Origin of the sequence: Variovorax sp. J22R115, assembly GCF_030317005.1 — a bacterium.
In the GTDB taxonomy this organism is placed as follows: Bacteria; Pseudomonadota; Gammaproteobacteria; order Burkholderiales; family Burkholderiaceae_C; genus Variovorax.
The window spans coordinates 1-19,685 of record NZ_JASZYM010000033.1 but is presented as its reverse complement, the minus strand read 5'-3'; the positions used below and the strand labels follow the sequence as shown (position 1 = coordinate 19,685).

General features: G+C 66.6%; 14 protein-coding genes and 1 pseudogene. All 15 read right to left on the bottom strand.

Annotated features, from left to right (window positions below; translation table 11 throughout):
• Positions 1–29: 29 nt before the first annotated feature.
• Positions 30–1,385, bottom strand: coding sequence for a sigma-54 dependent transcriptional regulator (locus tag QTI04_RS32710; protein WP_286619398.1), 1,356 nt, complete (start codon positions 1,383–1,385; stop codon positions 30–32).
• Entirely contained in the window at positions 1,382–3,289 is a 1,908-nt protein-coding gene (locus tag QTI04_RS32705; RefSeq protein WP_286619397.1) for an ATP-binding protein, read from the bottom strand. The genes QTI04_RS32710 and QTI04_RS32705 overlap by 4 nt, the downstream gene beginning before the upstream one ends.
• Positions 3,286–4,035, bottom strand: a complete 750-nt coding sequence (phbB, locus tag QTI04_RS32700) for an acetoacetyl-CoA reductase (protein ID WP_286619396.1) — start codon at positions 4,033–4,035, stop codon at positions 3,286–3,288. Before phbB ends, QTI04_RS32705 begins: the two co-directional genes overlap by 4 nt.
• A 34-nt stretch (positions 4,036–4,069) precedes the next feature.
• Positions 4,070–5,254 (bottom strand): acetyl-CoA C-acetyltransferase, encoded by a 1,185-nt coding sequence (locus tag QTI04_RS32695; protein WP_286619395.1) that lies wholly within the window; start codon positions 5,252–5,254, stop codon positions 4,070–4,072.
• 48 nt (positions 5,255–5,302) lie between these two features.
• Positions 5,303–6,637 (bottom strand): NAD(P)/FAD-dependent oxidoreductase, encoded by a 1,335-nt coding sequence (locus tag QTI04_RS32690; protein WP_286619393.1) that lies wholly within the window; start codon positions 6,635–6,637, stop codon positions 5,303–5,305.
• A 32-nt stretch (positions 6,638–6,669) separates the two neighbouring features.
• Positions 6,670–8,013: a dicarboxylate/amino acid:cation symporter gene (locus QTI04_RS32685; RefSeq protein ID WP_286619391.1), complete on the bottom strand. Its 1,344-nt coding sequence runs from the start codon at positions 8,011–8,013 to the stop codon at positions 6,670–6,672.
• Positions 8,014–8,053: 40 nt separating this feature from the next.
• Positions 8,054–10,336 (bottom strand): NADP-dependent malic enzyme, encoded by a 2,283-nt coding sequence (locus tag QTI04_RS32680; RefSeq protein ID WP_286619389.1) that lies wholly within the window; start codon positions 10,334–10,336, stop codon positions 8,054–8,056.
• A 20-nt stretch (positions 10,337–10,356) separates the two neighbouring features.
• Positions 10,357–11,151, bottom strand: coding sequence for an alpha/beta fold hydrolase (locus tag QTI04_RS32675; RefSeq protein ID WP_286619387.1), 795 nt, complete (start codon positions 11,149–11,151; stop codon positions 10,357–10,359).
• A gap of 10 nt (positions 11,152–11,161) precedes the next feature.
• Positions 11,162–12,928 carry a dihydrolipoyl dehydrogenase gene (lpdA, locus tag QTI04_RS32670; protein ID WP_286619385.1) on the bottom strand — a complete coding sequence of 589 codons (1,767 nt, stop codon included), beginning with the start codon at positions 12,926–12,928 and terminating at the stop codon, positions 11,162–11,164.
• Between the two features lie 13 nt (positions 12,929–12,941).
• A complete protein-coding gene (locus QTI04_RS32665; RefSeq protein ID WP_286619384.1) occupies positions 12,942–14,534 on the bottom strand; it encodes a dihydrolipoyllysine-residue acetyltransferase in 1,593 nt (530 codons plus the stop codon).
• 8 nt (positions 14,535–14,542) lie between these two features.
• Positions 14,543–17,215, bottom strand: coding sequence for a pyruvate dehydrogenase (acetyl-transferring), homodimeric type (gene aceE / locus QTI04_RS32660; RefSeq protein WP_286619383.1), 2,673 nt, complete (start codon positions 17,213–17,215; stop codon positions 14,543–14,545).
• A 475-nt stretch (positions 17,216–17,690) separates the two neighbouring features.
• On the bottom strand, positions 17,691–17,882 hold the full coding sequence (locus QTI04_RS32655; RefSeq protein WP_286619381.1) for a hypothetical protein: 192 nt from the start codon (positions 17,880–17,882) through the stop codon (positions 17,691–17,693).
• 92 nt (positions 17,883–17,974) lie between these two features.
• Positions 17,975–18,169, bottom strand: coding sequence for a hypothetical protein (locus QTI04_RS32650; protein WP_286619379.1), 195 nt, complete (start codon positions 18,167–18,169; stop codon positions 17,975–17,977).
• A gap of 233 nt (positions 18,170–18,402) precedes the next feature.
• A pseudogene (locus QTI04_RS32645) lies at positions 18,403–19,125 on the bottom strand (Crp/Fnr family transcriptional regulator).
• A gap of 56 nt (positions 19,126–19,181) precedes the next feature.
• A complete protein-coding gene (locus tag QTI04_RS32640; RefSeq protein ID WP_286619423.1) occupies positions 19,182–19,676 on the bottom strand; it encodes an integrase core domain-containing protein in 495 nt (164 codons plus the stop codon).
• Positions 19,677–19,685 lie beyond the last annotated feature (9 nt).

The window sequence follows — 19,685 nt, the reverse complement described above, 5'->3', positions numbered from 1 at the left end:
AGCCGCTGACGCCCGCGATGGGGGGCCAGTCACTTGAACTGTTCTGCGGCGACGCCGAGTTTGCGGAGCTTATCGAACAGGGTCTGGCGCGGAACGGAAAGCGCGGACGCGGTCGCCGACTGGTCGCCATGATGCTTGCGCAGCGCCTCGACGATGACAGCACGCTCGAAAGATTCGACCTGCTGTGGTAACCCCTGCGGCAATGACGCATCAGTCCCGTGCTCCTGCGTCAGGCGCCCTCCTCCGAGCAGGCCAAGCACGAAACGGTCGGCCACGTTGCGCAGTTCGCGTACGTTTCCCGGCCACGCGTACGCCATCAGGTCCGCCAGTTGGTCGCTGCTCACGACAGGCGCGAGACGCTCGTAGCGGCTGGCTGCCAGCAGGGTGAAGTGCTCGAACAGCAGCGGAATGTCCTCCCGGCGCTCGCGCAGCGGAGGCAATTCGATGAACGCGACCGCAATACGGTAGTAAAGGTCGGCCCTGAACTTCTGCTTGTCGCTGAGGTCCTTGAGGTCGTCCTTGCTCGCGGCCACCACGCGGCAGTCGAAAGGAATGGACTTGTTGGAACCGATGCGCTCGACGGAGCGCTCCTGCAGCGCCCTGAGCAGCTTGATCTGCACCGCCATCGGCATGCTCTCGATCTCGTCAAGGAACAGCGTGCCGCCGTCGGCATATTCGAACTTTCCGACCCGCACGCGATTGGCGCTGGTGAATGCACCGGGCTCGTGGCCAAAGAGTTCGCTTTCTGCCAGCGACTCCGGCAGTCCGCCGCAGTTGAGCGGCACAAAGTGCTGCCGGCGGCGCCTGCTGTAGTCATGCAGGCAGCGCGCGATCAACTCCTTGCCGGTACCGGTCTCCCCGTGGATCAGCACATCGGCCGAGGTGTCGGCCAGCGTCATCACCGTGCGGCGTACCTGCTGCATTTGCGCCGATCGGCCGATCAGCACCGACTGGATGCCTTGCCAGTTGTCCAGGGCGTCGCGCAGCGCGCGCACCTGCAGCGTCAGTTGCCGACGCTCGATGGCGTGGCGCACGATCGCCACCAATCGCTCGGTCGTGAAGGGCTTCTCGATGAAATCGTAGGCGCCGTCGCGCATCGCATCCACGGCCATCGCGATGTGCCCATGGCCCGTGATCAGGATGACCGGCAGCTCGGCGTCGGCCTTGTGCAGTTCGAGCATCCACTCGGTGCCGGTGATGCCCGGCAGGCGCACGTCGCACACGACGATGGCCGGAACGCCAAAGCTGATGTGGCTGCGCGCACGCTCGACGCTGGAAAACGATTCGACATCCAGGCCGGTCAGGCTCAGCAACTGGGTCGTGCTGATGCGCACGTCTTCGTCGTCCTCGACCAGCAGGACCCGAATGCCCGGAACATCGCTCACTGTGGATCACTCCCGTGGATGGGGTTTGACATACTGCACGCGGACAGGTCGACGGTGAAGCACGCACCGCCGCCCTCCAGGTTGGCGACGTGCAAGGTGCCATCCATGACCCGCACCAATTGTGCCGAGATCGCCAGTCCCAGGCCCAGCCCCGACCCCGCCGGCTTGCTGGTGACGAACGGCTCGAACAGATGCGGCAGGATGTCCGCACGGATGCCCGGGCCGGTGTCGCTGACCTCGACGAGGACGCGGCCGCCCTGCGCCTTCGCCGCGACGCAAAGCCGGCCATGCGGCGTGTCGTGCATTGCGTCGATGGCGTTGCGCATCAGGTTGACGAGCACGCTGCCCAGTGCGGCCTCCTCGGCCATGACGCCGAGCGCGCGGGGTTGCACGTCGACTTCGATGGCAATGCCCTGCCGGTTCAACGCGTCGGCCACTATGCCCTGCGCATCGGCGATGCATTGCGCCACGGCGACCGGTACCAGCGGCAGTTCGCTCTTGTGCGCAAAAGTCTTGAGCTGCGAGGTCAGGCGCGCAAGTCGGTCCACCATGCCGCGGATACGGTGAAGGTTGCCGCGCACGTCGTCGAGACGATCTTTCTCGAGCAGGATCGCGGCACTTTCCGACAACGCCCGCATCGCCGTGAGAGGCTGATTGAGTTCGTGCGCCAGCCCCGCCGACATCTGGCCGAGTGCCGCCATCTTGCCCGCGTGCACCAGTTCGTCCTGCGCGGCGCGCAACTGCGCGGTGCGCGCGACCACGGTGGATTCGAGGCTGTCGTGCGCCGCCTGCAGTGCCGCCTGGCTCGCCAGCTTGTGCCTCAGCGCGCGACGGCGCTGCCACAGAGCGACCACGACGAGCAGCAGCACCGCCATCGCGAGACTCGCGGTGATGGCGACGTTGCGAGCCGCCACGCGCAGCGGTGCCATGTCGTCGATCAGCACGAGGCGCCAGGGCGCGCCGTGGAGCGCGCGTCCCGACACGAGCTGGTCCACGCCATCGAGAGAAATCAATTGCACATCGGGCGCCAGAACCTGCTTCAGCGACCATTGCAGCGGCTGGAGGCTCGCTTCACCGTAGGGGCGGAAGCGAAGCACGTCGGCGCGCTGCTGGTCGTCCAGCGGCCGCAAGGGCCTGAACTTCAGGTCGTCGCGCGTCGAGAGAATGACCACCCCGCGCTGGTCGATCAGAGCCACGTCGCCCGGAAGCTTGCGCCAGGTGCGCTCTGCCTCCTCGAGGTTGACCTTGACAGCGACCACCCCGAGGGACGTTGGGTCGCGGCGCAGCGCATAGGATAGGTAGTAGCCCGGCCGCTTGCTGGTGATGCCGACCCCGTAGAAGCGTCCCCTGCCCTGGCCCAGCGCATCGATCACGTAGGGCCGGAAGGACAGGTCCTGGCCGATGGTGGTGCCCGGCTTGTCCCAGTCCGATGCGGCCAGCGAGGTGCCTGCACTGTCGAGCACATAGAGCATCTCGGCGCCCGCGGTGGCGTTGACGCCGTCCAGGTACCGGTTGACCGTCTCGCGCAGGCCGGCATCGTCCGGCGTGCCGAGCAACGCGGGCACGATGGGTGTCATCTCCAGCAACGCGGGCAAGTAGTCGAAGCGGGCTAGGTCGGCATCCAGGCCGGTCGCGAGCATGTCGAGCCGGTGCTCGGCCGCATCGCGCAGGCGAGCCAGGCCGGCCTGCATGGCGGCCTGGTGCCCCGCGAAGGCGGCGATCGCCACCAGTGCCAGCGCACCGCACCATCGCCACACGCCGCGCCAACGTCGGGGAGTCCTGGAAGGTGGATCGAAGCGCCGGGCCGGCTCGCTTGTCATCATGCGAGCGTTATTGCACAAGGCCGGGATGTCCGCATCGGTGGCAGCCCGGTTGTGCACGCCACGCAAGGTGGCGCGGCTCATTGCATGTGCTGGCCGCCGTTGATGGCGATGTTGGCCCCGGTCACGAAGGCCGCCTCTTCCGAGGCAAGGTAGATGATGAGACCCGCCACCTCCTCGGGCTTGCCGAGCCGGCCCACCGGGATGTGCGGCAGGATCTTGCTGTCGAGCACCTCCTTGGGAATCGCCGTGACCATCTTCGTGCCGATATAGCCCGGCGAGATGGTGTTGACGGTGACACCTTTCTTCGCCACCTCGAGCGCCAGCGCCTTGGTGAAGCCGTGCACGCCGGCCTTCGCCGCCGAGTAGTTGGTCTGGCCGAACGCGCCCTTGGAGCCGTTGACCGACGACACGTTGATGATGCGGCCCCAGCCCCGGTCGACCATGCCGTCGGCCACCTGCTTGCTCATGTTGAACAGACTGTCGAGGTTGGTGCGCAGCACGGCGTCCCAGTTGACTCGGTCCATCTTCCTGAAGGTCATGTCGCGCGTGATGCCGGCGTTGTTGACCAGTACCTCGACCGGTCCCAGCTTCTGCGCAACCTCGGCGACTGCGCCCGCGCACGAGTCGTAGTCCGCCACATCGCAGGGCACAGCCAGGATCTCGTAGCCGCGCGACCCCATCTGCGCGACCCAGTCGGCATGTGTCTTGTTGCCCGGTGAATAGGTCACCGCAAGCCGGTAGCCCGCATCCACCATCTTGGTGGAGATCGTTTCGCCCAGGCCGCCCATGCCGCCGGTGACCAGCACCACTTTTCCTTGATCGCTCATTTCATTGCTCCTTTGTGTTTGAAATCAATCCGCATCAGGCCCGCTCGACGGCCAGCGCCACGCCCATGCCACCGCCGATGCACAGCGACGCCAGGCCCTTATCCGCACCACGGCGGCGCATCTCGTGCAGCAGCGTCACCAGCACGCGACAGCCCGAGGCGCCGATGGGGTGGCCGATGGCGATGGCGCCGCCGTTGACGTTGATCCGGCTGGTGTCCCAGTCCATCTCGCGGTTGACCGCGCAGGCCTGCGCCGCGAAGGCTTCGTTGATCTCCATCAGGTCCAGGTCCTGCGCCTTCCAGCCGGCCTTCCGGAGAGCCAGCTGCGAAGCGGGTACCGGACCCATACCCATGAGCGACGGGTCGAGGCCTGCGCTGGCGTAGGCACGGATCACGGCCAGCGGCTGCAGGCCGAGCGCGGCGGCACGCGAAGCCGACATCACCAGCACCGCTGCAGCGCCGTCGTTGAGGCCCGAGGCATTGCCGGCGGTCACCGAGCCCACCTTGTCGAAGGCTGGGCGCAAGACGGCCAGCGCATCCGCGGTGGTCTTGCGGTTCACGAACTCGTCCGCGGCAAAGACGACCGGGTCGCCCTTCTTCTGTGCGATGCTCAAGGGCAGGATCTCGTCGTTGAAGCGTCCTGCATCCTGTGCGACTGCGGCCTTCTGCTGCGAGGCCAGCGCCAGCGCATCCTGCATCTCGCGCGTGATGCCGTATTTCTTCGCCACGTTTTCGGCCGTGGTGCCCATGTGGTACTGGTTGTAGACGTCCCACAGACCGTCGACGATCATGGTGTCGACCATCTTCCAGTCGCCCATGCGCTGCCCGTTGCGCGAGTTGGGCAGCACGTGAGGCGCCGCGCTCATGTTCTCCTGCCCGCCGGCCACGACGATCTCGGCATCGCCGCACTTCACTGCCTGCGCGGCCAGCATCACGGCCTTGAGGCCCGAGCCGCAGACCTTGTTGATGGTCATGCCGGGCACGCCGATCGGCAGGCCGGCCTTGATCACGGTCTGGCGTGCCGGGTTCTGACCCGAGCCGGCCGCCAGCACCTGGCCCATGATCACTTCAGAGACCGCATCGGCCGGCACACCGGCCTTGGCGAGCAGGCCCTTCACCACGTGGGCGCCCAGCTCGGGCGCGGAAATGCCGGCGAGCGCGCCGCCGAACTTGCCCACCGCCGTGCGTTGGGCTGCCACGATCACGATTTCGTCTGACATGAGAGTCTCCTTAAGGTTGCGAATGAAATTGCGAATGCGTGCGCCGGCTCAATGCAGCTTGACGTGAGGTTCGGTGCGCCGCGTGATCAGGCGGGCCAGCGTGTCGAGCGAGACCTTGACCGGGCCGTGGAGCGCCAGCTCGTGCATCTTGTAGAGCGACATGTACATGAGCCGCGCGAACAGGCCTTCGATCATCAGGCTGCCGCCAATGAGGCCGCCCATCATGTTGCCCACGGTGCTGAACTCGCCGAGCGACACGAGCGAGCCGAAGTCGCGGTAGCGATACGGCCCGAGCGCCTTGCCTGCCAGGCGCCGGCGGATCTGCGCCGCCACGTGCGAGGCCTGCTGGTGCGCGGCCTGTGCGCGCGGCGGCACGAAGCCGCCCTTGCCGCCGTTGGCTTCGGGCCAGGCGCACTGCGCGCAGTCGCCGATGGCGAAGATGTTCTCGTCGCGTGTGGTCTGCAGGGTCGGCAGCACGGCGAGCTGGTTGCTGCGGTTGGTTTCGAGTCCTGCGATGTCCTTCATGAAGTCGGGCGCCTTCACGCCCGCAGCCCACACCACCAGCTCGGCCGGCAGGATGCGGCCGTCGGCCAGGCGCACACCGTCGGGCAGCACCTCGGCGACCTTGGCGGCAGTGTGGACGTCCACGCCGAGCTTGCGCAGCAGCCCCTCGGTGGCAGCCGACATCCGCGGCGGCAGCGCGGGCAGCACACGGTCGGCCGCCTCGATGACGCTGACCTGGATGTCCCTGTCGGCATCGACGCGGTCCAGGCCGTAGGCCACGACCTCCCGCGTCGTGCGGTGCAGCTCGGCCGCGAGCTCGACGCCCGTGGCCCCCGCGCCGATGATCGCCACGTGCAGTTGCTCGGGCCGCAGCGGCGTGGTCTGGGCATGCGCGCGGATGCAGGCATTCACCATGCGCGCATGGAAACGCAGCGCGTCGGCTTTCGATTCGAGCCGCAGCGCATGCCCGCGCACGCCAGGCGTGCCGAAATCGTTGCTGAGGCTGCCGATCGCGATTACCAGCGTGTCGTAGCCGAATGCGCGCTCGGGCGTGACCAGCCGGCCTTCGTCGTCGACGTAGGGCGCGACGCGGACTTCGCGCCCCTCGCGGTCGATGCCCGTCAGCTCACCGAGCCTGAAGCGAAAGTGGTGCCAATGCGCCTGCGCAAGGTAGTCCACCTCGTGCGCGCTCATGTCCATGCTGCCCGATGCGATCTCGTGGAGCTTGGGCTTCCAGACGTGGGTTCGGTTCTTGTCGACCAGCGTGATGTCCGCCGCGCCGCGCTTGCCCAGCGAATCGCCGAGCCGCGTGGCCAGCTCCAGACCGCCGGCACCGCCGCCGACGATCACAACGCGGTGCTTGTGCAGGGGACTGTTCATGATGTGCGGCTCGTCGAGGCGACCGGCCGGGTTCAGCGCGACTGCCCCACGGGCATGTGGCCGTCGATCTTGTCGAGCACTTCCTCCGGCGCGTCGGCCTCGGCAGGCGTCTCGTTGTTCAGGACGCGTCGCATGCGCTCGGTGTCCAGGTCGTTGGTCCACTTGGCGACCACCACCGTGGCGACGCCGTTGCCGATCAGGTTGGTCAGCGCGCGAGCTTCGGACATGAAGCGGTCGATGCCCAGGATCAGGGCCAGGCCTGCCACCGGCACGTGACCCACCGCCGACAGCGTGGCGGCGAGCACAATGAAGCCGCTGCCGGTTACGCCGGCCGCGCCCTTGGAGGTCAGCAGCAGCACCAGCAGCAGGGTGACTTGCTGCATCAGCGTCATGTCGGTGTTGGTCGCCTGCGCGATGAACACGGCCGCCATCGTCAGGTAGATGGACGTGCCGTCGAGGTTGAACGAATAGCCGGTCGGGATGACCAGTCCGACCACCGACTTCTTGGCGCCCAGGTTCTCGAGCTTGGCCATCATGCGCGGCAGCACTGATTCGGAGGACGAGGTGCCCAGCACGATCAGCAGCTCTTCCTTGATGTACTTGATGAACTTCCAGATGCTGAAGCCGTGGGCCCGTGCGATGCCTCCCAGCACCACGAAGATGAAGAGCAGGCAGGTGGCGTAGAACGTCGCCATGAGCTGGCCGAGCTGCAGCAGCGAGCTGACGCCGTACTTGCCGATCGTGAAGGCCATCGCACCGAAGGCACCGATGGGCGCCACCTTCATGATGTAGCCGACGATCACGAACAGCACGTGCGAGAACTTCTCGATGAAGTCGAACACCAGCGTGCCGCGTCCGCCGAATTTGTGCAGCGCGAAGCCGAACATGACGGCGATCAGCAGCACCTGCAGGATCTCGCCCTTGGCAAAGGCGTCGACCACCGTGTTGGGGATCACGTGCAGCAGGAAGTCGACGGTGCCCTGCATCTGCCCGGGCGCCGTGTAGGCGGCAACGGACTTGGCGTCGAGCTGGCTCACGTCCACATTCATGCCCGCGCCGGGCCGCACGATGTTGATGATGACCAGGCCTACCACGAGCGCGACGCTGCTGACGATCTCGAAGTACAGGAGCGCGAGGCCGCCGGTCTTGCCGACCTTCTTCATGTCCTCCATGCCGGCGATGCCGACGACCACCGTGCAGAAGATGATCGGCGCGATGATCATCTTGATGAGCTTGATGAAGCCGTCGCCCAGCGGCTTCATGGCTGCGCCGGTGTCGGGATAGAAGTGCCCCAGCAGCACGCCGATGACGATGGCCGTGATGACCTGGAAGTACAGGGACTTGTAGAAAGGTTTGGATACGGGTTGGTGGTCCACGGAAGGTCTCCTTGATAGATTCCGACGCCGGCGGCCTGCGTCAGGCCGCACCGCGGTGCGAGTTCGCATCGACCACCGCCAGGGCGGTCATGTTGACGATGCGGCGCACGGTCGACGATGGCGTGAGGATGTGCACCGGGCGGTCCGCGCCCAGCAGGATGCCGCCCACTGTGATGCCGCTGCCGGCGGCCATGCGCAGCAGGTTGTAGGAGATGTTGGCCGCGTCGACGTTGGGCATGATCAGCACGTTGGCCTCGGTGCTGAGCGCCGAGTCGGGGAACTCGTGGTCCAGGATGGATTTCGACAGCGCCGCGTCGCCGCGCATCTCCCCCTCCACCGCGAGCTGCGGGTCGCGCGCCCTGATGATTCCGAGTGCGTCGCGCATCTTCAGGGCCGAGGGCGCGTCCGAACCCCCGAAATTCGAATGCGACAGCAGTGCCACGCTGGGCGTGACGCCGAAGCGGCGCACTTCGTCCGCCGCCAGCAGGGTGATCTCGGCGATCTGCGCGGCGTCGGGCTCGCGGTTGACGTGCGTGTCGCAGATGAACAGCTGGCGGCCCGGGAGCATGAGCATCTGCATTGCCGCCATCGTCCGGGTGCCAGGGCGCAGGCCGATCACGTCGCGCACATGGCGCAGGTGGTCGCCATAGCCGCCGAGCGTGCCGCAGAGCATCGCATCGGCGCGGCCCTGCCGGACCAGCATCGCGGCGAGCAGCGTGCCGCGGCTGCGCATCTCGGTCTGCGCTACCGCACGCGAGATGCCGTCGCGCCGCTTGAGCTGGTAGTAGGCCTCGGCCGCATCACCGTGCACTTCGGCGTCGAGCAGGTCGATGGCTTCGCAATCCACGCCGAGTTGCAGGCGCAGGCCGAACTGCGCGATCCGCTGTGCGATCACCTCGGGGCGGCCCAGCAGCAGCGGTCGCGCCAGCCCCTCGTCGACCACCACTTGCGCGGCGCGCAGCACGCGCTCGTCCTCGCCCTCGGCATAGACCACGCGCCTGGGCGCTTGCTTGGCGGCCGCGAACAACGGCTGCATGCTGCTGCCCGACTGGTAGACGAACTGTGACAGGCGCTGGCGGTAGTTCTCCATGTCGGCGATGGGCCGGGACGCCACGCCGCTGTCGGCTGCGGCCTGTGCGACGGCAGGCGCTACGGCCTCGATCAGGCGCGGGTCGAAGGGCTTGGGAATCAGGTAGTCGCGCCCGAATCGAAGCCCGACCGCGCCGTAGGCCTGGGCCACGACCTCGGGAATCTCGGCATGCGCGAGCTCGGCGATGGCGCGCACGGCGGCGAGCTTCATCTCCTCGTTGATGGTGGTGGCGCCGACGTCGAGCGCGCCCCGGAAGATGAAGGGAAAGCAGAGGACGTTGTTGACCTGGTTCGGATAGTCCGAGCGCCCGGTGCCGAGGATGGCGTCGGGTCGCACCGCCAGCGCGTCTTCCGGCATGATCTCCGGCGTCGGGTTGGCCATCGCGAGGATGATCGGGTCGCGCGCCATGGCCTGCACCATCTCGGGCTTGAGCACGCCGCCGGCGGAGAGACCGAGGAAGATGTCCGCGCCGCCGATGACGTCGGCGAGCGTGCGCGCGGGCGTGTCCTGCGCATAGCGGGCCTTGTTGGGGTCCATCTGCTCCCTGCGGCCCACGTAGACGACACCGGCGCTATCGGAGACGAAGATGTTGCGCATCGGCAGGCCGAGGCTCACGATGAGGTCGAGGCAGGCGAGCGCCGCGGCGCCGGCACCGGAGGCCACCAGCTTCACCTCGCGGATGTCCTTGCCAACGTGCCTAAGCGCATTGAGGATGGCCGCTGCAGCAACGATCGCGGTACCGTGCTGGTCGTCGTGGAACACTGGGATCTTCATGCGCTCGCGCAGCTTCTTCTCGATGTAGAAGCACTCGGGCGCCTTGATGTCCTCGAGATTGATGCCGCCGAAGGTGGGCTCCATGCGCGCGATGGTGTCGATCAGCGCGTCGGGGTCGTTCTCGTCGAGCTCGATGTCGAAGACGTCGATGCCGGCGAACTTCTTGAACAGGCAACCCTTGCCTTCCATCACCGGCTTGCCGGCCAGCGGGCCGATGTTGCCCAACCCCAGCACCGCCGTGCCGTTGGTGATGACGGCCACGAGATTGGCGCGCGAGGTGAGGTTCATGGCCTCGGCGGGATCGCGCGCGATCTCCATGCAGGCGTCGGCCACGCCGGGCGAGTAGGCCAGGGCGAGGTCGCGTTGCGTGGCCATCGGCTTGGTGGGGCTCACCGAGATCTTTCCCGGCGTGGGACAGCGGTGGTAGTCGAGGGCGGCTTCGCGCAGGTTGTCAGACATGGGTGTCTCCTTCGGGGATATCAATGAGGGGTGGCCGCGCAGGCGTCGACCAGCCAGTCGCGCAGACCGCTCAGCAGCGCCGCCGGCTGATCGGCATGTACCCAGTGACCGGCATCGGCGATGCATTGGGTCCGCGCATTCGGAAACAGCGCGCGGATGCCGGCGAGCGACGAAGGTCGCAGGTAGTCGGACTCCGCGCCGTGCAGGAAGAGCGCTGGTCCGTCGAAGCGGGCATCGCGCAGCGCCTGCGGAAAGCTGCAGAGCTCGCGCATGCACAGGCCCGTGGCGAGCAGGTTGAGCCGCCAGTCGAAGCGGTCGTTGCGACGCCGCAGGTTCTGCATCAGGAAGTCGACCGGCGCTTGGGCGCCGAGGCTGTCGGCCAGCACGTGGCGAATCTCGCGGCGGGTGACGGCCCCGGCGCCGTCGAGGCTTCGCATGGCCGACACATAGGACGAGAACTGGTCGGTGTAGCTCTCTGGCGCGATGTCGATCACCGCCATCCCACCGATCGCCTGCGGATGCGACAGTGCGAGCGCCATGGCGGTCTTGCCGCCCATGCTGTGGCCGACCACGAAGGGCTGCTGCAGGCGTTCGCGTTCGATCAGCGCGAGCACGTCGCGCGCCATCTCGGCGTACGACATGGACTCGGCCCATGGCGAGGCGCCATGGTTGCGGGCATCGGGCAGGTAGACCCGGTAGTCCGCGGCCAGCGACTGCGCCACATGCGTCCAGTTGCGCCCGGCGCCGAACAGGCCGTGCAGCACCACCACCGGCAGGCCTGATCCGATGGCCTCGAAGGCAAGCTCCAGGGACATCGCGGGCGCCCTACTTCTTCCTCACCGGAGGCAAATCGGTGCAATGCCCTTCGAAGACTTCGGCTGCCATGCCGATCGATTCGCCGAGCGTCGGGTGCGGGTGAATCGTCTTGCCGATATCGCCGGGCTCGCAGCCCATCTCGATGGCCACGCACACCTCGCTGATCAGGTCGCCCGCATGCGTGCCGACGATGCCTCCGCCGACGATGCGGTGCGTGGCCTCGTCGAAGATCAGCTTGGTGAATCCCTCGTCGCGGCCGTTGGCGATGGCGCGGCCCGACGCGGCCCACGGGAACACCGCCTTTCCGATCTTGAGGCCCTCGGCCTTGCATTGCTCCTCGGTCTTGCCGGCCCAGGCCACCTCGGGGTCGGTGTAGGCCACCGAGGGGATCTGCCGCGCGTCGAAGAAGGCGGCCTCGCCATGCGCGGCTTCGGCAGCCACATGCGCCTCGTGCACCGCCTTGTGCGCGAGCATGGGCTGGCCAACCATGTCGCCGATCGCGAAGATGTGCGGCACGTTGGTGCGCATCTGCTTGTTGACCTCGATGAAGCCGCGATCGGTGACAGCGACGCCGGCCTTCTCCGCGCCGATCTTCCCGCCGTTGGGGCTGCGGCCCACGGCCACGAGCACGAGGTCGTAGACCTGCGCTTCGTTCGGCGCTTTTTCGCCCTCGAAGCTCACCTCGATGCCGGCCGGAGTCGCCCTCGCACCGACGGTCTTGGTCTTGAGCATCACCTTGTCGAAGCGCGGCGCATTGAACTTCTCCCACACCTTGACGAGGTCGCGGTCGGCACCCTGCATCAGTCCGTCGAGCATTTCGACCACGTCGATGCGCGTGCCCAGCGTGGAGTACACCGTGGCCATCTCGAGGCCGATGATGCCGCCGCCGATCACGAGCATGCGTTTCGGGATGCCCTTGAGCATGAGCGCGCCGGTGGAGTCCACCACGCGTTCGTCCTCCGGCATGAAGGGCAGCTTCACCGCCTGCGAGCCCGCTGCGATGATGGCCTTGGCGAACTTGACGACCTTCTTCGCACCGCCTTCGGCCACCACCTCGACATGATTCGGGTCGAGGAAGCTGCCGACGCCGGTGAGAACCTCGACCTTGCGCGCCTTGGCCATGCCGGCCAGGCCACCGGTGAGCTTCTTGACCACGCCGTCCTTGAAACCGCGCAGCGCGTCGATGTCAATCTCGGGTGCGGCGTACTTGATGCCGTGCTTGCCGAGCAATGCGGCTTCGTCCATCACGCTCGCTGTGTGCAGCAGCGCCTTCGAAGGAATGCAGCCGACATTGAGGCACACGCCGCCAAGCGTGGCGTAGCGCTCGACCAGCACCGTCTTCATTCCGAGGTCGGCGCTGCGGAAGGCGGCTGAGTAGCCGCCGGGGCCGGCACCGAGCACGAGCACCTCGCATTCGATGTCGGCCTGGCCGGCGTAGCTGCCGGCCGTGGGTGAGGGTGTGGCGACTGCAGGGGCGGCCGGCGCGGTCGTTGCCGGGGCGGGGCCTGCAGCCGGCGCTGCGGCGGTCGTCGCCGCAGCCGTTTCGATCATGAGGATCACCGAGCCTTCGCTGACCTTGTCGCCAAGTCCAACCCTGAGTTCCTTGACGGTGCCCGCATGGCTCGACGGAATCTCCATCGAGGCCTTGTCGGACTCCACCATGATCAGGCCGGTATCGACCGCGATGACCTCGCCCGGCTTGACCAGCAGCTCGATGATCGCGACGTCCTTGAACTCGCCGATATCCGGGACTTTGACTTCCACCGTATGGGCCATGAGAGAGCTTCCTTCAGAACAGCACGCGCCGCAGATCGGCGAGCACGTTGGCGAAATGCACGTTGAAGCGCGCAGCGGCGGCACCATCGATCACGCGGTGGTCCCACGACAGCGACAGCGGCAGCGTGAGGCGTGACTGCCAGGTCTTGCCGTCGCTGGAGTGCTGCTTCCAGTAGCTCTTGCACACGCCCATGATGGCGACCTCGGGCGCGTTGATGATCGGGGTGAAGTAGATGCCGCCGATGCCGCCGAGCGAGCTGATCGTGAAGGTGCCGCCCGACATCTGGTCCGGCTTGAGCTTGCCGTCGCGCGCGAGCTTGGCGAGTTCCCCCATCTCCTTCGCGATCTCGGGCACGGTCTTGCGGTCGACGTCGCGGATCACCGGCACCATCAGGCCATTGGGCGTGTCAGCCGCAAAGCCGATGTGCCAGTAGTTCTTGAGCACCAGTGCATCGCCGTCGAAGCTGGCGTTGAACTCGGGGAACCTCTTGAGCGTGGCGACCGCCGCCTTCATCATGAAAGGCAGCATGCTGATCTTCACGCCCGACTTCTCCAGCTCCCTGTTCATCTGTACGCGGAACGGCTCGAGATCGGTGATGTCGGCCTCGTCGTGCGTCGTCACATGGGGGATCACGACCCAGTTGCGGTGCAGGTTCGCCGCACTGATCTTCTTGATGCGCGACAGTTCCTGTCGCTCGGTCGGGCCGAACTTCGCGAAATCGACCTTGGGCCAGGGCAGCAGGTCGAAGCCACCGCCCCCGGGTGCCGCGGCGGCCTTGCCGGCCGCGGGCGCCGCGGCCACACTGCCGCCCTTCGCGAAGGCCTCGACGTCCGCGCGCACGATGCGTCCGTGGTCGCCGGTGCCCTTGAGCCTCCCCAGGTCCACGCCGAGCTCGCGTGCGAGTTTGCGCACGGCGGGGCCCGCGTAGGCCAGTGCGAACGCGGCTTCGTCGACGGCGCCACTCGTCGTTGCGGCCGGCGATGCGGGTGCGGTCGCTGCGACCACGGGCGCTGCCGGGGCGGCCGCCGCGGCCCCTGCTGGCCCCTCGCCGGTCGCCAGCGTCAGGATCACCGATCCTTCGCTGACCTTGTCGCCGACCCGGATGCCGATGGCCTGCACCACGCCCGAGAGCGGCGCGGGCACGTCCATCGTCGCCTTGTCGGATTCGAGCGAGACGATTGGGTCCTCGGCCTTCACGGCGTCTCCGACCTTCACGAAGATCTCGATGACGGGCACGTCCTTGAAGTCGCCGATGTCAGGCACGCGCACGTCAGCCACGCCGGCCGGCGCGCTGGTCGCCGAGGGTGCCGCGCTCACGCTGGGCTTGGCGGCCTCGGCAGGTGCCGCGGCGGCAGTGGCAGCGCCGTCGGCCTTGAAGCTCATGATCACGCTGCCCTCGCTGACCTTGTCGCCGAGCTTCACGGCAATGGACTCCACCACGCCACCGTGCGGGGCCGGCACGTCCATCGTGGCCTTGTCGGATTCCAGCGAGACCAACGGGTCCTCGGCCTTCACGGTGTCGCCGACCTTCACGAAGAGCTCGATGACGGGCACGTCGCTGAAGTCGCCGATGTCGGGAACCCTGATGTCGATTGATTTGCTCATGGCTTGCCTCAGACGGTCCAGGGGGCGGCACGCTCGGCGTCGAGCCCGTACTTCCTGATGGCCTCGGCCACCACGGCGGGCTTGATCACGCCATCGTCGGCCAGCGCCTTGAGCGCGGCGACGGCCACGTGCCAGCGGTCCACCTCGAAAAAGCGGCGCAGCTTGCGGCGGTAGTCGCTGCGACCGAAGCCGTCGGTACCGAGCACGGTGTAGCGCCGGCCCGCAGCCTGCACGTACTCGCGCACCTGGTCGGCGTAGTTGCGCATGTAGTCGGTGGCGGCGATGACAGGGCCGTCATGGCCTTCGAGGCACTGCTCGACATGGCTCCTGCGCGCGGGCTCGGTCGGATGCAGCCGGTTCCAGCGTTCGGCGGCCATGCCGTCGCGGCGCAATTCGTTGTAGCTCGTCGCACTCCACACGTCGGCGACGATGCCGAAGTCGTCCTTGAGCAGGTCGGCCGCGAAGATCACTTCGCGCAGGATGGTGCCGCTGCCCATGAGCTGAACGCAATGGCCCTTCTTCGGCGTCTTGCCGCCGTCGCTGAGCTGGTAGAGGCCCTTCAGAATCCCAGCCTCGCTGCCCTCGGGCATGCCGGGGTGCGGGTAGTTCTCGTTCATGAGGGTGATGTAGTAGTACACGTCTTCCTGGTCGGTGTACATGCGGCGCATGCCGTCGCGCACGATGGCGACCACCTCGTAGGCAAAGGTCGGGTCGTACGAGATGCAGTTGGGAATGGTGCCGGCCAGGATGTGGCTGTGGCCGTCTTCATGCTGCAGGCCTTCTCCGTTGAGCGTGGTGCGCCCCGCGGTGCCGCCAAGCAGGAAGCCGCGGGCGCGGATGTCGCCGGCCAGCCAGGCGAGATCGCCCACGCGCTGCAGGCCGAACATCGAGTAGTAGATGTAGAACGGGATCATCGGCACGTTGTTCGTGCTGTACGAGGTCGCCGCGACGATCCAGCTCGACATCGCGCCGCCTTCGTTGATGCCTTCCTGCAGCACCTGGCCGTCCTTCGACTCGCGGTAGTACATGAGCTGGTCGGCGTCCTGCGGCTTGTAGAGCTGGCCGAGCGAGGACCAGATGCCGAGTTGGCGGAACATGCCTTCCATGCCGAACGTGCGCGACTCGTCGGGCACGATGGGCACGACGTGCTTGCCGATCACCTTGTCACGCACGAGCGTGCCGAGCATCTGCACGAAGGCCATCGTGGTCGAGATCTCGCGCTCGCCGGTGTCCTTGAGCAAGCGCTCGAAGGTGGCGAGCGGCGGGATCGCGAGCGAGGCCGACGTGCGGCGGCGCTGTGGCAGGTAGCCGCCGAGCGCGGCGCGGCGCTCGCGCAGGTACTTCATCTCGGGGCTGTCGTCGGCGAGTCGGATGAACGGCACGTTGGGCAGTTCCTCGTCCGACACCGGGATCTGGAAGCGGTCGCGGAAGCCCCGCAGCGCGTCCTGGGTCATCTTCTTGGCCTGGTGGGCGATCATCTGGCCCTCGCCCGATTCGCCCATGCCGTAGCCCTTGACGGTCTTGGGCAGGATCAGCGTCGGCTGGCCCTTGTGCTTGACGGCGGCGGCGTACGCGGCGAACACCTTCTCGGGGTCGTGCCCGCCACGGGTCAGGCCCCAGATCTCGTCGTCGCTCATGCCTGCCACGAGCGCGCGGGTCTCTTCGTACTTGCCGAAGAAATGCTCGCGCACGTAGGCCCCGCTCTTGCTCTTGAAGTCCTGGTACTCGCCGTCGACGCACTCTTCCATGCGCTGCAGCAGCTTGCCGCTCGTGTCCTTCGCGAGCAGCGCGTCCCAGCCGCTGCCCCACAGCACCTTGATGACGTTCCAGCCCGCGCCGCGGAACACGCTCTCCAGCTCCTGAACGATCTTGCCGTTGCCGCGCACCGGCCCGTCGAGGCGCTGCAGGTTGCAGTTGATGACGAACACGAGGTTGTCGAGGCTCTCGCGGCCAGCCAGCGAGATGGCGCCGAGGGATTCGGGCTCGTCCATCTCGCCGTCGCCCATGAAGGCCCAGACCTTGCGCGGAGCCGTGTCCGCGAGCCCGCGGCCGTGCAGGTACTTGAGGAAGCGCGCCTGGTAGATCGCCATCAGCGGGCCGAGGCCCATGGAAACGGTCGGGAACTGCCAGAAGTCCGGCATCAGCCAGGGGTGCGGGTAGGAGGGGATGCCATTGCCATCCGCTTCCTGGCGGTAGTTGAGCAACTGCTGCTCGGTCAATCGGCCTTCGAGGAAGGCGCGCGCATAGATGCCCGGTGAGCTGTGACCCTGGATGAAGAGCAGGTCACCGCCATGCGTGTCGGTGGCCGCGTGCCAGAAGTGCCCGAAGCCGATGTCGTAGAGCGTGGCCGCCGACTGGAAGCTCGCGATGTGGCCGCCGAGCTCGGACGAGTCCTTGTTGGCGCGCAGGATGATCGCCATCGCGTTCCAGCGGATGATCGAGCGAAGGCGGTGCTCGATCTCGCGGTTGCCTTGCGACTTCTCCTCGCGCTCGGGCGGGATGGTGTTCTTGTAGGCCGTGTTGAGCGACCGGGGCACAAACAAGCCCTCGCGTCGGCCCTCGTCGACCAGCCGGTTCAACAAATAGTTGGTGCGGTCGCTGCCTCGGTGCTGCCGGACCGCGCCCAGCGCTTCGAGCCATTCACCCGTTTCCGTGGGGTCAAGGTCACCCATGGTGCTCATCGGTTTGTCTCCTGTGTCATGGCCTGGCTGAGTCGAGTGACGCGGCCGGCATTTCTGTAGAGCAATCGACATGCCACTCGGGGGGCGATCCGTGCCTCCCACTAAGTGATTGATTTAGCACGCGTTTTGCCAAGCTTCGTGGCGGTGGTCGCCGGCGATCTGCGCATTGCGCCGTCAGGCCGTCCGCTTTTCCGGACGGCGGACTCGGGGTTAACCCGGCGACAGTTCACGTCACGACTGCGAGCGTGGCCGTCTGGACGACCGTATCAACGATGCGTGCGTAACGCGAACGCGAGGAGACAGAGCTGTAGGAGCGCGATAAGTCGGCGACCAGAAGGGCCAGGTCTTCACCTGTCTCTTCGCTGGTGGCGTCCATCACGACTGGCGACGTGGAGAAAGTTCAGCGCGACGGCTTCGTTTCCATCCGCGAGCCGGCGTGCGGCACCGGGGATGCTCCCCTCGGATCTTTACGACCTCATCGCGGAATCGGCTCACTCGCCTCGCGGTCAATATCGCTACACAACGTCTTGCCAAGGACGGGCATCTTTCCCTCGATCAGCCGCGTTCGGACCGCTTGCACTGCGGCTTTGTGAACGACTTCCGGCACGATGCGTCCGTCTAGATAGTCGGCGACCAAGGCCTCGGCGGCTTCAAGGAAAAGGGCCATGGCGTATCTTCCTAGCCCCATGGCATAGACCTCACCGGCGAGCACCTCACTCGTGAGGCGAGCCAACTTCACTGGACGGGGCCGCAGTCCGTTCAATCGGCATCTTCCGGTGCAAACGCCAGTTCTAGCTCGTCGAGGGCCTTGCGCGCGAGGCGCAGCGCTTCCACGACCTGCTCGGGCGTCGCTGGTGGCATGTGCGGGGCCGCGTGCAGTGCGTTCTTAAGGCGCTCGCAAGAAGCCTCCCACATCAGAATCCCGCGCCGCCGCTCCATGTTCAGCTCCGTCATGCGACGTTCCATTCCCGGCAAGGCCGAGAGCGACCAGTGTGCGCGCTTTAAAGGCGTCCGTCGATCGGCGAGCGGGCGGCCCCACTCGCGTATCCGGCGGAGCCTTCAAAGTCCTCACGGGCTTCTGCCGATCGAGACCGTCTTCGGGCGGGTGCTCGCCGCGCCACTAATGCGCCGAGACCTCGCCGAGTTGAATTTGGGACAGCCGCCGGCATCGAGCAGCCGCCCGTGCGCTAAGTCGCCAAACGCACGGGAAGGAGCCTGTCGTACTCGTTCTTGACGACCGCGTAGCACTCGCAGGAGCGCCGCTCCAGCCCTTTTCGGTCCAGCACCGAGACGTGACCGCGCGCATAGCTGATCAGACCGGCCCTCTGCAGCTTGAGCGCGCCTTCGGTGACGCCTTCGCGGCGCACACCGAGCATGTTGGCGATCAGCTCCTGCGTCATCACCAAGTTCATTGCCCAGCAGCCGGTCCAGGCTCAACAGCAGCCAGCGGCACAGCTGCTGGTCCAATGAATGGTGCCGATTGCATACGGCCGTTTGCGCCATCTGCGTGATCAGCGCCTGGGTGTAGCGCAGCAGCAAGTGCAGCACAGGGCCGGCCCGGTTGAACTCGTCCTTCATTACCTGCGCCTTCAACCGAAAGCCCTGGCCCGCGCTTTGCACCACCGCACGGCTGGGCGTGGACTCGCCCCCCATGAAGAGAGAGAGATGCCGACAAGGCCCTCGTTGCCGACGACAGCGATCTCGGCCGAGGCGCCGTTCTCCATCACGTACAACAGTGAGACGATGGAGGTGGTCGGAAAGAAGACGTGGGTCAGCGTGATGCCCGACTCATAAAGCACCTGGCCCAGCGGCATCTCGACCCATTCAAGCTCTGGCCTCCAACGTTGCCACTCGCCGTCTGGCAGCGCTGCAAGCAGTTGGTTCAATTTCGGCTCGAACGCAGCGGCCATTAGTTCCTCCTGGGGGCTTCGAGGATGACCCTGTGCGCGCTCCACATGGCACACTTTTAGTATCGGCATGGGACGTGAGTTTCGCCAGTATCGGTGCGCTTGCTGCCGGGCATGGCGGCTGTGGTCGCTTGTCGTCCGCAAGAATACCGTCCGCGCCGGTGCAATGGGTCGACTGCGGCACGTTCAGAGCGATTTCTACAGGTCGGGCGGACTTGCGAGGCCCTGCTACGCGCTCTCGAGCTTCGGCGCCAGCGAGTATTCGTGATGCAATCCGCCGAGCACAGGTTTCGCTCGCACCGGTGCGCCCGGCATCCAGTGATGTCGGGTTCAGGCTTCGAGGCGAGCGCGTGTCCTGCGGGAGGTCCAGGCGCACCCGGGCCCAAGAAGGTGTGAGGGCGGCCGCCGTTGTAATGCGAGATCCACTCGCGCAGGGTCGAACGTAGATGCGTCTCGGACAGCGGGATCATCCAGTCCAGGCACTCGCGGCGAATCGTCCCGATGACCCGCTCGCAGATCGCGTTCGCCTTCGGGCTTCTGAACGGCGAGCGCAGGACAGCGAG

Excerpts from the sequence above, each read along its gene's own strand:
- QTI04_RS32705 (WP_286619397.1), bottom strand. The coding sequence starts at position 3,289 with ATGAGCCGCGCCACCTTGCGTGGCGTGCACAACCGGGCTGCCACCGAT.
- phbB (WP_286619396.1), bottom strand. The coding sequence starts at position 4,035 with ATGAGCGATCAAGGAAAAGTGGTGCTGGTCACCGGCGGCATGGGCGGC.
- QTI04_RS32695 (WP_286619395.1), bottom strand. The coding sequence starts at position 5,254 with ATGTCAGACGAAATCGTGATCGTGGCAGCCCAACGCACGGCGGTGGGC.
- QTI04_RS32690 (WP_286619393.1), bottom strand. The coding sequence starts at position 6,637 with ATGAACAGTCCCCTGCACAAGCACCGCGTTGTGATCGTCGGCGGCGGT.
- QTI04_RS32680 (WP_286619389.1), bottom strand. The coding sequence starts at position 10,336 with ATGTCTGACAACCTGCGCGAAGCCGCCCTCGACTACCACCGCTGTCCC.
- QTI04_RS32675 (WP_286619387.1), bottom strand. The coding sequence starts at position 11,151 with ATGTCCCTGGAGCTTGCCTTCGAGGCCATCGGATCAGGCCTGCCGGTG.
- lpdA (WP_286619385.1), bottom strand. The coding sequence starts at position 12,928 with ATGGCCCATACGGTGGAAGTCAAAGTCCCGGATATCGGCGAGTTCAAG.
- QTI04_RS32665 (WP_286619384.1), bottom strand. The coding sequence starts at position 14,534 with ATGAGCAAATCAATCGACATCAGGGTTCCCGACATCGGCGACTTCAGC.
- aceE (WP_286619383.1), bottom strand. The coding sequence starts at position 17,215 with ATGAGCACCATGGGTGACCTTGACCCCACGGAAACGGGTGAATGGCTC.
- QTI04_RS32655 (WP_286619381.1), bottom strand. The coding sequence starts at position 17,882 with ATGGCCCTTTTCCTTGAAGCCGCCGAGGCCTTGGTCGCCGACTATCTA.
- QTI04_RS32650 (WP_286619379.1), bottom strand. The coding sequence starts at position 18,169 with ATGACGGAGCTGAACATGGAGCGGCGGCGCGGGATTCTGATGTGGGAG.